We start from the raw sequence: 13,508 nt of genomic DNA, 5'->3' as shown, positions 1-13,508 counted from the left end.
GGGTCCTTTTTGTTTTTGCTGGGCCCGCATCGGTGTGACTGGTGCGGGAGAATGGCTGCAGTACATGAAGACAGGAGTCACGCCGATGTCCACCAACTCTCCCGACGACCGGTCGGGCCGCGAGCCGCGGCGCCGGGATGCCGGCGACCGGCGGGACGTTCGCGGCTCGGGACCGCGCCGCGATGGCGATCGTGGTGGTTTCCGGCGTGATGACCGCCGTGACGAGCGGCGTGATGACCGTCCGCGCGGGCCGCGCCGCGATGATGACCGTGGTGGGTTCCGCCGCGATGACCGGCGCGATGACCGCCGGGACGATCGCAGGGATGACCGCCGAGGCGACCGACGCGACGATCGCCGGGATGATCGCAGGGACGACCGGCCGCGTGGGCCGCGTCGGGACGATGACCGCGGAGGCCGCCCCGGTGGCTATGCGCGCCGCGACGACCGGGGCGCGGGCGGCCGTCCCACCGGCCGTTACGAACGTCGGGACGACCGGCGTGATGACCGTCGGGACGAGCGGCCGGGCGGCCCGCGCCGTGACGACGACCGCGGCGGGTTCCGCCGTGACGACCGTGGTGGGTTCCGTCAGGGTCAGGGCGGTTTCCGCCGGGACCGTGACGATCGACCGGGCTTCCGCCGGGACGACGACCGCGGTGGTTTCCGGCGCGATGACCGCCGTGACGACCGTCGCGACGACCGGCCGGGCGGCCCGCGCCGTGACGACGACCGCGGCGGGTTCCGCCGTGATGACCGCCGGGATGAGCGGCCGGGCGGCCCGCGTCGGGATGACGACCGTGGTGGGTTCCGCCGCGATGACCGTGACCGTGGTGGCCGGGGCGGCGGCTACGAGCGCCGGGACGACCGGCCTTCGTACCGGCGTGACGACGACCGCGGCGGGTTCCGCCGTGACGACCGGCGGGACGAGCGGCCTTCGTACCGCCGTGACGACGACCGCGGCGGGTTCCGTGGTGGAGACCGTCGTACGGACGATCGTGGTGGGTTCCGTCGCGACGACCGCCGGGATGACCGTCGCGACGAGCGGCCGAGCGGGCCGCGCCGCGACGACCGGCGTGACGATCGTCGGGACGACCGGCGTGATGAACGGCCCCGTGGGCCGCGGCGCGACGACCGGGACGGTGGCTTCCGGGGTGGTCGGGACGACCGCGGGCCGCGTCGTCCGTACGGTCAGGGCGGGGGCCGTGACGACCGTCGCTCCGGCGGCGGTGGTTTCAAGCGCCGTGACGACCGCGGCGGGGGCTACGGACGTCGTGACGACCGCACGGGCGGCTACGGGCGCCGCGATGAGCGCGGCAGGGACCGTGACCGCGAGCCGATCAAGCGTCTGCCGATTCCCGATGACGTCACCGGCGAGGAGATCGACAAGAGCGTGCGGCAGGAGCTGATGAGCCTGCCGAAGACCCTCGCCGAGGACGTCGCCAGGAACCTCGTCATGGTCGCCAAGTTGCTGGACGACGAGCCCGAGCAGGCGTACCAGTACGCGCGCGTCGCTCTGCGGCTCGCCTCCCGGGTGGCCGCCGTGCGCGAGGCCGCGGGCTTCGCCTCGTACGCCGTCGGGAAGTACTCCGAGGCGCTCGCGGAGTTCCGCGCCGCGCGCCGGATGACCGGCAACTCCGACCTGTGGCCGGTGATGGCCGACTGCGAGCGCGGCATGGGCCGTCCCGAGCGGGCGCTGGCCATGGCCGGTGAGCCGGAGGTGCAGAAGCTGGACCGGGCCGGTCAGGTCGAGATGCGGATGGTGGCCGCCGGTGCCCGGCGGGATATGGGCCAGGCGGACGCCGCCGTGGTCACCCTGCAGAGCCCGGAGTTGGCCTCGCATTCCATCCAGCCGTGGACCGCCCGGCTGCGTTATGCGTACGCCGACGCGCTGCTGGCGGTGGGCCGCGAGGACGAGGCCCGCGAGTGGTTCGCCAAGGCGCTCGAGGCGGATCAGGGCGGGACCACGGACGCCTCGGACCGGCTCGCCGAGCTGGACGGGGTCGAGTTCGTGGACGCCCTCGACCCCGAGCAGGAGGCGGACGACGCCCTCAAGCCGGTCGAGGAGTCCACGGTCGAGGAGTCCAAGGCCGACGAGCCCAAGGTCGAAGAGGCCGAGGTCGAAGAGGCCGAGGTCGAGATCGAAGAGGTCGAGGCTGACGAGGAGCCCGAGACCGTCGAGCCCGAGACCGTCGAGCCCGAGGCCGTCGAGTCCGAGATCGCCGAGCCCGAGGACGCCGAGGACGCCGAGCCCGAGCTCGTCGAGGACGAGGTCCGGGACGACGACGCCGAAGACGCGGCCGAGGACGCCGCGCCGACGGCGGAGGCGAGGTCCGAGGACCGGGCCGGGCTGCCCGAGAAGGACGGCGACGAGAGCTGAAGTCATGAGTGGGGCGGGATCCCGGTGCCCGGGGTTCCGCCCCACTCGTATGTCCGCGGCCGAAGGGCAAGGGCTCAGCCCAGCGTCAGGCTCCGTAGCACCAGTCCCGTCGCCGGCTTCGGCCCGAAGGACGTCGACTTGTGCGGCATCGCGACGCCCTGCCGCGCCAGCTCGTGCACGATGTCCTCGCCCACCGCATGCATCAGCACCGCCGTACCGCCCAGCCGCTCCGCCTGTTCGACGGCCGCCGCCGAGTCGTGGATGTAGCCGATGTGCTCGGGCGTGTCCGGGACGTTCCACAGATGGTCCAGCAGGGCGTGGTGGAGCACCGTCGCGTCCAGCGTCCGCCATGCCTCGGGTCGTCCCTCGGGGACCGTACGGGCCAGCAGTTTTGGATCCGGCCGGTCCAGGAGGTGGAACCGGCCGCCCCCGGCCAGCAGGAAGGCGTTCGGCGCGTCTGGCTCGGCGCGGGCCGCCTCGGCCGCCTCGGTGAGTGCCTCCAGGGCGCGCGGGAGCGGGCCGTCGACCGTCCGTACCCGGAAGGCATGCCCCGCCGCGGTAAGAGCGTCGTCCGGTGACAGTTGGCGGAGCAGCCGGTGGATGGCCCGGACGCGGAGGGGATAGCGGGCGGTGTCGACGAGCAGGACGAGCCCGAAGTCCCAGGGGCCGGGCTCGTGGCGCTCCTCGCGCAGCCGCAGATAGGTGGCCCAGCGGTGGTGGCCGTCGGCGATGAGGGCCTGGTGGTGGCGGAGGTCCGCGGAGACCGCCACGAGGTCGGCGGGGTCCGTGACCCGCCACAGATGGTGGTCGACGCCGTCCTCGGTGGTCGTGGAGAGCAACGGCTCGCGCTGGATGGCGCTTTCGATGACCCGCGCGGCGCCGCCAGTGCCCGCCCCGCCGGTGCCGGCCCCGCCGGTGTCCGGCTCGCCGGTCCCCGCCCCGCCGGCTCCATTCCCCGAAGTCCCCGAAGCCTCCGAAGCCCCGGAAGTCCCGTTCCCGTTGCCGCGGTAGGCGAGGAGCAGCGGCTCCAGATGGGCGGCGGTGGCGCGCATCAGATCGGCTCGGTCCTCGACGACATGCGGCATGACCTCCTCGTGGGGGAGGACGATGCCCTCCTCACGGGGGCTCAGCCGCAGTGCGCCGATCAGCCCGCGCTGGAGGGTGGGGCCGTCGCGCTGTTCGTAGACGTAGAGCGCGGGTTCGGGGTCCGGCGCGAGCACGCCCTCCGCCTGCCAGCGGCGCAGCGTCTCGGCGGCCTGACGGTGGCGGGCCTCCGGGGAGTCGGCCTGCGGCAGGATCAGCCGGACGATGTTGTAGGGGTCCGCCGTCTCCAGCTCGCGCAGGCCCTCGGGCCGTACGACCACGTCGTAGGGGGGTGAGGTGACGGCGGCGAGACTGCCGACCCGCTCCGCGACATAGCGCAGCCCCCGAAAAGGGGTGAGCTGCAGACCTTGTCCGCCAGGCCCTGGAATGCTCATCAGTGAATGTTATGCCCCGCGCGGCGATACGCGATGATCGGGGGAGAAGCGCACAGATCAGCGAGGAGTTGCCCCCATGAACCAGCCCGTCCGCACCCGACCCGAGTCCAGCCGGCAGTCGCTGAACGAGGCGTACGACACGGCCCTGCTGGACCTCGACGGGGTGGTGTACGCGGGCGGCGAGGCCATTGACCATGCCGTGGAGTCGCTGGTCACCGCGCGGGACGCCGGGATGCGGCTGGCGTATGTGACCAATAACGCGCTGCGGACGCCGGAGGCGGTGGCCGAGCATCTGACGCGGCTCGGGATGCCCGCCGCCCCCGACGATGTGATCACCTCCGCGCAGGCGGTCTCCCGGCTGATCTCCGAGCAGCTCCCCAAGGGGGCGCGGGTGCTGGTGATCGGCGGGGAGGGGCTGCGGGTGGCGCTGCGCGAGCGCGGGCTGACGCCGGTGGACTCGGCGGACGACGACCCGGCGGCGGTGGTGCAGGGGTACGGGGGGCCGGACATGCCGTGGGCGCGGCTGGCGGAGGCGGGGTACGCGGTGGCGCGCGGGGTGCCGTGGTTCGCCTCCAACCTGGATCTGACGATTCCCAGCGGGCGGGGCATCGCCCCGGGCAACGGCGCGGCGGTGGAGGTCGTGCGCATCGTCACGGGCAAGACTCCGCAGGCGGCGGGGAAGCCGCTGCCGCCGATGCACCGGGAGACGGTGCTGCGGACCGGCGCCCAGCGGCCGCTGGTGGTCGGGGACCGGCTGGACACCGATATCGAGGGCGCGTACGCGGGCGGGGTGGACTCGCTGCTGGTGCTGACCGGGGTGACCACGCCCGCGCAGTTGCTGGCCGCCGAGCCCGGGCACCGGCCGGCGTATGTGGACCGCGACCTGCGGGGGCTGCTCGCCCCGCAGCCGGAGGTGGCGCACGACGAGGCGTCCGGCGGTTTCCGGTGCGGGGGTTGGACCGCGCGGGTGGCCCAGCGCGCGCTGGTCCTGGAGAGCGAGGGCAAGGAGCCGCTGGACGGTCTGCGGGCGCTGTGCGCGGCGGCCTGGTCCGAGGCGGGGGACGGTGTGAGCGAGGCGGATGCGGGGAAGGCGCTCGCGCGGCTGGGGTTGTGAGCCGGGCTCGCGCTCCAGGAAACCCGCGCGCATGCGACCAGCGGGACTTAGGGTAACCTAACTTAACCTGAGTCCTGATCGGCCGTGCTGTGAGGTGGAGTTCCGCGTGACCGTGGTCAGTCCGGCGAAAGCCGGGACCGAGACAGCGAGCGCGCCGCCCCGGCGGCGCACCGCGCGCCGTGCGACCGGCCTGATCGCCTCCCTGGGCGTGCTGCTGGCGATCGCCGCGGCGTCCATCGCGATCGGTGCCAAGCCGATTCCGCTGGAGCAGGTGTGGCACGGGCTCTTCCACTACACCGGCAGCGACACCGATGTGGTGATCCGGGACGTACGGCTGCCGCGCACCATCCTCGGGCTGCTCGTCGGCGTGGGCCTCGGCCTCGCGGGCGCGGTCATCCAGGCCCTCACCCGCAACCCGCTCGCCGACCCCGGGCTGCTGGGGCTGAACGCGGGCGCGTCCGCCGCCGTGGTCTCGGCCATCAGCTTTCTCGGCGTCACCTCCCTGACCGGCTATGTGTGGTTCGCCTTCCTCGGCACCGCGGTCGTCTCCGTGCTGGTGTACGCCCTCGGCGGCAGCCGGAGCGCCACCCCGGTGCGGCTCGCGCTCGCCGGTACGGCGGTCTACGCGGCGCTCTACGGCTACATCAACGCCGTTCAGCTGCTGGACAGCGCGGCGCTCGACAAGATGCGCTTCTGGACGGTCGGTTCGCTCGCCTCCGCCAATATGACCGTGGTCCGGCAGGTGACCCCGTTCCTCCTGATCGGCGCGGTGCTCGCGCTCGCGCTCGGCCGTTCGCTCAACGCCGTGGCACTCGGCGACGACACGGCCCGCGCGCTCGGCACCAACCTCAACCGCACCCGGGCGCTCTCGATGGCCGCCGTCACCCTGCTGTGCGGGGCCGCGACCGCCGCCTGCGGGCCGATCGCGTTCGTCGGGCTGATCGTGCCGCATCTGGTCCGCGCGATCACCGGGCCCGACATGCGCTGGATCCTGCCGTACGCCGCCGTGCTCTCGCCCGTTCTCCTGCTGGGCTCCGATGTGCTGGGGCGGCTGGTCACCCGGCCCGCCGAACTGCAGGTCGGCATCGTCACCACGTTCATCGGCGGGCCCCTGTTCATCTACCTCGTACGCCGCCGAAGGATGGCCCAACTGTGAAGGCGAGCAAGCGCATCAGCAAGCGCGGGACGCGCGCGGTCACGCTGCGCACCGCCGGTCTCTCGCTGCGCCTGGACGTCCGCGGCGCGGTCGTGGGGCTGCTGCTGCTCGTCGTGGCGCTGGCGATGAGCGTGGTCCTGATCGGCACCGGCGACTTCCCCCTCGCCCCCGCCGATGTCGTGCGCACCCTGGCCGGAAACGGCACCGTGGCCCAGGAATTCATCGTCAACGAACTGCGGCTGCCGCGGATCCTGGTGGGGCTGCTGGTCGGCGCGGCCCTCGGGATGGCCGGAGCGATCTTCCAGTCCATCTCCCGCAACCCGCTGGGCAGTCCGGATGTGATCGGCCTCGGCCAGGGGGCGGCGGCCGGGGCGCTCACCGTGATCGTCCTCCTCCAGGGCGATCCGACCGAGGTCGCCATCGGCGCGCTCGGCGGCGGCCTGCTGACCGGGCTCGCGGTCTACACGCTGGCCTGGCGGCGGGGCGTGCACGGATACCGGCTGGTGCTGGTGGGCATCGGCACGTCCGCGATGCTCACCGCCGTCAACGGCTATCTGCTCACCAGGGCCGACCTCCCGGACGCGACCCGCGCGGTGGTGTGGATCGCCGGCTCGCTCAACGGACGGGACTGGGCCCAGGTGTGGCCGCTGGCGTGTGTCTGCGCGGTGCTCCTGCCCGTGGCCCTCGGGCAGGCGCGGAACCTGCGGATGCTGGAGATGGGCGATGACAGCGCGTATGCCCTCGGGGTGCGGGTCGAGCGAACCCGGCTGGTGCTCATGTTCGCGGCCGTCGTGCTCACCGCCGCCGCCACGGCCGCCGCCGGGCCCGTGGCCTTCGTGGCGCTCGTCGCCCCGCAACTCGCCCGCAGGCTCACCCGCTCGTCCGGGCCCAACCTGCTCCCCGCTGCCTGGATGGGCGCCGCCCTGCTGGTCACCGCCGACTGGGCGGCCCAGCGGGCCTTCGGCGCCGACCAGCTTCCGGTCGGGGTGCTGACGGGGATGCTGGGCGGGGCGTATCTGCTGTGGCTGCTGGTGACCGAGCGCAGGGCGGGGCGGATATGAGGGCGCTTTGGATGGACAGGGCGATGCTGGGGCCCGGTATGACGCCGGAGCGGATATGACGACTGTGGGCACGACCCGGACGGAAGGCGACATGGACAAGGACACCCGGCAGACCGTGGCCGACGGCGGCAGCGGGAGGGGCAGCGAGCGCGGTAGCGGGAGCGACACCGCTCAGGGGCGGCAGCGGCTCATGGCGGAGGGGCTGACCCTCGCCTACGACCGGCGCACCGTCGCCGAGGAGCTGTCCGTGACCATCCCCGACCACTCCTTCACGGTGATCGTCGGGCCGAACGCCTGCGGCAAGTCGACCCTGCTGCGCGCCCTGTCCCGGATGCTCAAGCCGGTGGCCGGATCGGTGCTGCTGGACGGGCAGGCGATCGGCGCGATGCCCGCCAAGAAGGTCGCCCGCACCCTCGGGCTGCTGCCCCAGTCCTCGATCGCCCCGGACGGGATCACGGTCGCCGATCTGGTCGCCCGCGGCCGCTATCCGCACCAGGGACTGCTGCGGCAGTGGTCGGAGACGGACGAGCGGATCGTCGACGAATCGATGGCGGCGACCGGGGTGGCGGAGCTCGCGGATCGCTATGTCGACGAATTGTCCGGCGGTCAGCGTCAGCGGGTATGGATCGCGATGGCCATCGCCCAGCAGACCCCGCTGCTGCTCCTCGACGAGCCCACGACCTATCTGGACATCCAGCACCAGATCGATGTGCTGGACCTGTGCGCCCAGCTCCACGAGGAGCAGGGCCGCACCCTCGTCGCCGTTCTGCACGACCTGAACCACGCAGCCCGCTACGCCACCCATCTGATCGCGATGCGGGGCGGCGAGGTCGTCGCCGAGGGGGCGCCGGGGGACGTGGTCACGGCGGAACTGGTGGAGCGGGTCTTCGGGCTGCCGTGCCAGGTGATCGACGACCCGGAGACGGGGACGCCGCTGGTCATCCCGGCCGCTCGCCGGTCCCGTACGGCACGGGCCGAGGCGCCTTCGCCGCTGGCGGGCGCGGTCAGCGAGCCCTGAGGGGCGTGAGCCTCGCGGCGGGGGCGCGGTGGGGTGCGATGTCGCGGACTAGAGCAGCTTCCGCAGCCGCAGCAGGTCGCGCAGCCCGGCCTCGAGCTTGATCCGTCCGCTCCCCCACGCCCGTGCGAAGTGGAGCTCACCGTCGACCAGGGCCACCAGGTCGTCGCCGGTCATCGCCAGCCGGATCTGCGCACGCTCGGCGGGCGGGCCCGACTCGGTCGTCACATCCTCGATCCGGCTGTCCACGAGACGCCCGGCGAAGGTGGTGTCCAGGTCGGTGATCCAGCAGCTGACGGAGCGATCGAGCGCGGCAGCGCTGCGCAGGTCCCCGTTCGCGCTCGCGAGGTTCTCCGCCAGTGTGTCGAGTGCACTGCGGCACTGTTCCAAGGTCGCCATCGCGGATGACGTTACCCCAGGTCTCGTACGTCGGAGAACGAGGGATTCGCGGTAGCGTCGGGGCCATGAGCGAGCCGATGTCGGCCGGATGGCCCGGCCCACAGCCCGATACGGCGGCCGAGCGGGCCCAGGAAGCCACGGTCGAGCCGTTCCCGGGGGCTGGTGTGGAGCCGGATGTGTCGCCCGGTGCGGAGGCGGGACCGTCCACGGTTCCCGGTGGGGCCGCGGGGGTTGGCCCCGGGCCCGGGACGGGGTGGGAAGAGGCGCCGGAGCCGGTGTCGGAGGGCGTCTCGGGGCCCGTGCCGGAGGACGTATCCGAGCCGGTGCCCGAGCCCGTGCCGGAGCCGCCCGGCCTAGCTGAACCGGCCCCGCTCGGCGTGGACCGAACGCCCACCGGCGTCCCCGAGGTGGATGCCCGGCTCGACCGGCTGGCCGACGCCGACCACCTCGAGACGAGCGGGCATCTGGAGGTGTACGAGGATGTCCACGGGGGGCTTCGCGACACGCTGACAGCACTCGACCGGCGGCCCGGACCCCCTGCGCCCGGCCCGCGGCCCCCGTCCGCTGCGTAGACGACTCCGTCGGCTGGGCAAGCGGCCCCGTCCGTTACGCAGACGACGTCGTCCGCTACGCAAAAGACCTCGTCGGCTACGCAAGACCTCGTCCGCTACGCAAAGACCCCATCCGCTACATGAACGACCTCAGGAGCTGAACCACCCGTGGCAGTGACCCGCCCACGACGCGTACGACTCGACGCGGAGCTGGTGCGCCGCAAGCTGGCGCGTTCGCGTGAGCATGCGAGCCAGCTGATCGCCGCGGGCCGGGTCACCGTCGGCGGGGCTGTGGCGACCAAACCGGCCACGCAGGTGGAGACCAGCGCGGCCGTCGTCGTGATCGAGGACGACAGCGATCCGGATTACGTCTCGCGCGGTGGCCACAAGCTCGCGGGCGCGCTGTACGCGTTCAGCGAGGAGTACCGGGAGGGTGCGGGCGCGGGGCGGGACTCCGGGGTCCGCCCGGCCCCGGGCGTGGGAGCTGGTGCAGGGTTGAAGGTCGCCGGGCGGCGGGCGCTGGACGCGGGTGCGTCGACCGGCGGCTTCACGGACGTCCTGCTGCGCGCGGGCGTCGCGCAGGTGCTCGCCGTCGACGTCGGCTACGGCCAGCTCGCCTGGTCGCTGCAGAGCGATGAACGCGTCAGTGTTTACGACCGTACAAACGTACGCGAGCTGACACTTGAGGGGATTGGTGGGGAACCGGTGGACCTGGTGGTCGGTGACCTCTCCTTCATCCCGCTCGGGCTGGTACTGCCCGCCCTCGTGCGGTGCGCGGCGCCCGACGCCGATCTGGTGCTGATGGTCAAACCACAGTTCGAGGTCGGCAAGGAGCGGCTGGGCAGCGGGGGAGTGGTCCGCAGCGCCGAACTGCGCGCCGAGGCGGTGCGCACGGTGGCCGGGCGGGCGGCGGAACTCGGACTGGGCGTGCTGGGCGTGACCGCCAGCCCGCTCCCGGGGCCGTCGGGCAATGTCGAGTACTTTTTGTGGATGCGCGCCGGGGCGCCGGCACTGGACCCGGCGGATGTTGACCGTGCAGTGGCGGAGGGGCCCAGTTGACCACTTCAGAAGCAGCGCAGGAGAAGGAAGCAGCGCCCGTGTCCGAGACGGCTGTGCCCGGTGCGGGTGCGGTCGGTGCGGGTGCGGTCGGGGCGGGTGTGGGTGCGGTCGGCGCGGGCGTGGCCGGGGCGGCTATGCCCGTAACGGAGCATGTGCCGTCGATGCCGGCGGCCGAGCCGACAGCGGACCGCACTGTCTTCCTGCTTGCGCACACCGGCCGCCCGGCGGCCATCCGCAGCGCCGAACTGGTCGTTCAGGGGCTGCTGCGCAGCGGTATCGGGGTACGGGTGCTCGCCGCCGAGGCCGCGGACCTGCCGCTGCCACCCGCTGTCGAGCGCGTCGACGCGGGCCGTGACGTGCTGAACGGCTGTGAGCTGCTGATCGTGCTCGGCGGGGACGGGACGCTGCTGCGCGGAGCGGAGTTCGCCCGGGTCTCGGGTGTGCCGATGCTCGGCGTGAACCTCGGGCGGGTGGGCTTCCTGGCCGAGGCCGAGCGGGACGACCTCGACAAGGTCGTGGACCGGGTGGTGACCCGGCAGTACGAGGTCGAGGAGCGGATGACGATCGATGTGCTCGTCCGCAACGACGGGCACATCGTGCACACGGACTGGGCGCTGAACGAGGCGTCGGTCGAGAAGGCGGCGCGTGAGCGGCTGCTCGAGGTCGTCACGGAGGTCGACAACCGGCCGGTCTCGCGCTTCGGCGGCGACGGCGTGGTCTGCGCGACCCCGACCGGCTCGACGGCCTACGCGTTCTCGGCGGGCGGGCCGGTGGTGTGGCCCGAGGTGGAGGCGCTGCTGATGGTGCCGATCAGTGCTCATGCGCTGTTCGCCAAGCCGCTGGTGACGTCGCCGAAGTCGGTGCTCGCGGTGGAGGTGCAGCCGCAGACTCCGCATGGGGTGCTGTGGTGCGACGGCCGCCGCACGGTGGAGCTGCCGGCGGGGGCGCGGGTGGAGGTGCGACGGGGCGCGGTACCGGTGCGGCTGGCCCGGCTCCACCATGCGTCGTTCACTGACCGCTTGGTCGCCAAGTTCGCGCTGCCGGTGGCGGGGTGGCGGGGGGCGCCGCACTAGTTTGGTGGCTGCGGGGGTGCGGTGGTCGTTGCTGGGGCGCGCCCGCTGTTTGTGGTGGGTGGCGGGTGCGGGGCCTCCGGGGCGGCGCCCTGGACCGTATATTTACGGCGCCATTGACCGGGGGCGTTGAGTGGCCCGGGGATTGGCGCCACAAATACACGTAAGCGTCCAGGACACCACCCCTGCGACCCCGCCCCCTCCCATCTCGTCGGCGTCCGCGCCCCGGTTGCGTGAATTCAGCCCCTCCGGCGTTTGAGGAGCGGGGTCCGGGGCGGAGCCCCCCCACGCGGCGGAGCCGCATATTGGGCGGGGTGGGGCCTTTCCGCCGGAGGCGCCCACGGTCCGCACCGGGCATGTGTGCGGGTCGACCCCACAAGTGGCGCCCCTTCGTCGCATCGCACCGGCCAAACCTCGTATGGTCGTGCACGTGCTGGAGGAGATGCGGATACGTGCGCTGGGCGTCATCGACGACGCGGTCGTCGAGCTGTCGCCCGGCTTCACCGCGGTGACCGGTGAGACCGGCGCGGGCAAGACCATGGTCGTCACCAGCCTCGGGCTGCTGCTGGGCGGCCGGGCCGATGCCGCCTTGGTGCGGATCGGGGCCAAGGCGGCGGTCGTCGAGGGGCGCATTACGGTCGACGCCCGTTCGGCGGCGGCCGTAAGGGCCGAGGAGGCGGGGGCCGAGCTCGAGGACGGCGTGCTGCTGATCAGCCGTACGCTCTCCGCCGAGGGGCGGTCGCGCGCGCATGTGGGCGGCCGGTCGGTACCCGTGGGGCTGCTGGGCGAGCTGGCCGACGATCTGGTGGCCGTGCACGGCCAGACCGATCAGCAGGGCCTGCTGCGGCCCGCCCGGCAGCGGCAGGCGCTGGACCGGTACGCGGGGGCCGCGGTGGCCGGGCCCCTGGAGAAGTACGCGGGGGCCTATCGCCGGCTGCGCGCCGTCTCGGCCGAGTGGGAGGAATTGACCACGCGGGCCCGGGAGCGGGCGCAGGAGGCGGATCTGCTGCGGTTCGGGCTCGAAGAGGTCGCGGACGCCGAGCCACGGCCCGGAGAGGACGCCGAGCTGGCGGCCGAGGCCGAACGGCTGGGGCACGCCGAGGCCCTGGCGTCCGCCGCCGCCCTCGCGCACGCCGCCCTCGCCGGGAACCCGGAGGACCCGGAGGGTGTGGACGCGGCCACCCTGGTCGCGGGCGCCCATCGCGCCGTGGAGGCCGTGCGTTCCCATGACTCGGCGCTGGCCGGGCTCGCCGACCGGATCGGTGAGATCGGCATCCTGGTGTCCGATGTGGCCGGGGACCTCGCGGGGTACGCCGACAACCTCGACGCCGACCCGATCCGTCTGGGGGCCGTCGAGGAGCGCCGCGCCGCGCTGGCGCAGCTCACCCGTAAGTACGGCGAGACCATCGCGGACGTGCTGGCCTGGGCGGAGCAGGGCGCCGCCCGGCTGGCCGAACTCGACGGCGACGACGACCGCATCGGCGAGCTGGCCGCCGAGCGCGACGCGCTCCGCGCCGAGCTGGGCGAGCTGGCGCAGACGCTCACCGACGCCCGTACGGAGGCGGCGGGGCGCTTCGCGGAGGCGGTCACGGCCGAGCTGGCCTCGCTGGCGATGCCGCATGCCCGGGTCACGTTCGCGATCAGCCAGACCGAGACGGAGGCGGACGGCATCGAGGTGGGCGGCCGCACGGTCGTTTTCGGGCCGCATGGCGCCGATGAGGTCGAGCTGCTGCTCGCCCCGCATCCGGGCGCCCCGCCCCGGCCGATCGCCAAGGGCGCCTCGGGAGGTGAGCTGTCCCGGGTGATGCTCGCGGTGGAGGTCGTGTTCGCGGGCTCCGACCCCGTACCGACGTATCTCTTCGACGAGGTGGACGCGGGCGTCGGCGGTAAGGCGGCGGTCGAGGTGGGCCGCCGGCTGGCCCGGCTCGCGCGCTCCGCGCAGGTCGTGGTGGTCACCCATCTGCCGCAGGTCGCGGCGTTCGCCGACCGGCATCTGGTGGTCGAGAAGACCAACGACGGGTCGGTGACACGCAGCGGGGTGAAGGCCATGGAGGGCGAGGACCGCGTACGGGAGCTGTCGCGGATGCTCGCGGGCCAGGAGGACTCCGAACTCGCGCGGGCGCATGCGGAAGAGCTCCTGGAGGCGGCACGCGCGGGACGCTGACCTTCACCCGAAAGGGTGGTACCGCGGACGTACGGGCGAGCTCGGGGTAGACGTCGCCGGGGAGCGT

At 73.3% G+C, this 13,508-nt stretch carries 12 protein-coding genes; 10 read left to right on the top strand and 2 right to left on the bottom strand.

Annotated elements, in window-relative coordinates; translation table 11 throughout:
* The first annotated feature begins 137 nt into the window (after positions 1-137).
* Together BLV72_RS47810 and BLV72_RS05940 are read left to right on the top strand one after the other, a co-directional pair.
* Complete coding sequence (locus BLV72_RS47810) at positions 138-1,403, top strand: hypothetical protein (RefSeq protein WP_107417363.1); 1,266 nt, start codon at positions 138-140, stop codon at positions 1,401-1,403.
* A complete protein-coding gene (locus BLV72_RS05940) occupies positions 1,388-2,374 on the top strand; it encodes a tetratricopeptide repeat protein (RefSeq protein ID WP_244320675.1) in 987 nt (328 codons plus the stop codon). The genes BLV72_RS47810 and BLV72_RS05940 overlap by 16 nt, the downstream gene beginning before the upstream one ends.
* Before the next feature lie 74 nt (positions 2,375-2,448).
* Here the strand turns inward: BLV72_RS05940 and BLV72_RS05935 are convergent, their stop codons facing one another.
* On the bottom strand, positions 2,449-3,852 hold the full coding sequence (locus BLV72_RS05935) for a DUF1015 family protein (RefSeq protein ID WP_093460764.1): 1,404 nt from the start codon (positions 3,850-3,852) through the stop codon (positions 2,449-2,451).
* Positions 3,853-3,928: 76 nt separating this feature from the next.
* Here BLV72_RS05935 and BLV72_RS05930 point away from each other — a divergent pair, with 76 nt between their 5' ends.
* The 4 genes from BLV72_RS05930 to BLV72_RS05915 all read left to right on the top strand — a co-directional run bounded on the left by BLV72_RS05930 (position 3,929) and on the right by BLV72_RS05915 (position 8,201).
* On the top strand, positions 3,929-4,966 hold the full coding sequence (locus BLV72_RS05930; protein ID WP_093460762.1) for an HAD-IIA family hydrolase: 1,038 nt from the start codon (positions 3,929-3,931) through the stop codon (positions 4,964-4,966).
* A 106-nt stretch (positions 4,967-5,072) separates the two neighbouring features.
* Positions 5,073-6,122 carry a FecCD family ABC transporter permease gene (locus BLV72_RS05925; RefSeq protein WP_093460761.1) on the top strand — a complete coding sequence of 350 codons (1,050 nt, stop codon included), beginning with the start codon at positions 5,073-5,075 and terminating at the stop codon, positions 6,120-6,122.
* A complete protein-coding gene (locus BLV72_RS05920) occupies positions 6,119-7,183 on the top strand; it encodes a FecCD family ABC transporter permease (RefSeq protein WP_093460759.1) in 1,065 nt (354 codons plus the stop codon). Before BLV72_RS05925 ends, BLV72_RS05920 begins: the two co-directional genes overlap by 4 nt.
* Positions 7,184-7,373: 190 nt before the next feature.
* The gene (locus BLV72_RS05915) at positions 7,374-8,201 is read left to right on the top strand and encodes an ABC transporter ATP-binding protein (RefSeq protein WP_093470196.1); all 828 of its coding nucleotides are present in this window, start codon (positions 7,374-7,376) and stop codon (positions 8,199-8,201) included.
* 48 nt (positions 8,202-8,249) lie between these two features.
* On the opposite strand, the gene BLV72_RS05910 is transcribed toward BLV72_RS05915, so the two are convergent.
* Positions 8,250-8,597, bottom strand: coding sequence for a sterol-binding protein (locus tag BLV72_RS05910; protein WP_093460757.1), 348 nt, complete (start codon positions 8,595-8,597; stop codon positions 8,250-8,252).
* A gap of 299 nt (positions 8,598-8,896) precedes the next feature.
* Here BLV72_RS05910 and BLV72_RS05905 point away from each other — a divergent pair, with 299 nt between their 5' ends.
* The 4 genes from BLV72_RS05905 (at position 8,897) to recN (ending at position 13,441) form a co-directional block, all read left to right on the top strand.
* Positions 8,897-9,169: a hypothetical protein gene (locus BLV72_RS05905; RefSeq protein WP_093470195.1), complete on the top strand. Its 273-nt coding sequence runs from the start codon at positions 8,897-8,899 to the stop codon at positions 9,167-9,169.
* A gap of 153 nt (positions 9,170-9,322) precedes the next feature.
* On the top strand, positions 9,323-10,207 hold the full coding sequence (locus BLV72_RS05900) for a TlyA family RNA methyltransferase (RefSeq protein ID WP_093460756.1): 885 nt from the start codon (positions 9,323-9,325) through the stop codon (positions 10,205-10,207).
* A gap of 161 nt (positions 10,208-10,368) precedes the next feature.
* Positions 10,369-11,280 (top strand): NAD kinase, encoded by a 912-nt coding sequence (locus BLV72_RS05895; RefSeq protein ID WP_093460754.1) that lies wholly within the window; start codon positions 10,369-10,371, stop codon positions 11,278-11,280.
* Between the two features lie 415 nt (positions 11,281-11,695).
* The gene (gene recN, locus BLV72_RS05890; protein WP_208905555.1) at positions 11,696-13,441 is read left to right on the top strand and encodes a DNA repair protein RecN; all 1,746 of its coding nucleotides are present in this window, start codon (positions 11,696-11,698) and stop codon (positions 13,439-13,441) included.
* Positions 13,442-13,508: the final 67 nt, after the last annotated feature.

This window comes from Streptomyces melanosporofaciens (assembly GCF_900105695.1).
GTDB classification, from domain to species: Bacteria; Actinomycetota; Actinomycetes; order Streptomycetales; family Streptomycetaceae; genus Streptomyces; species Streptomyces antimycoticus.
This window is presented reverse-complemented; position numbering and strand designations above follow the sequence as displayed.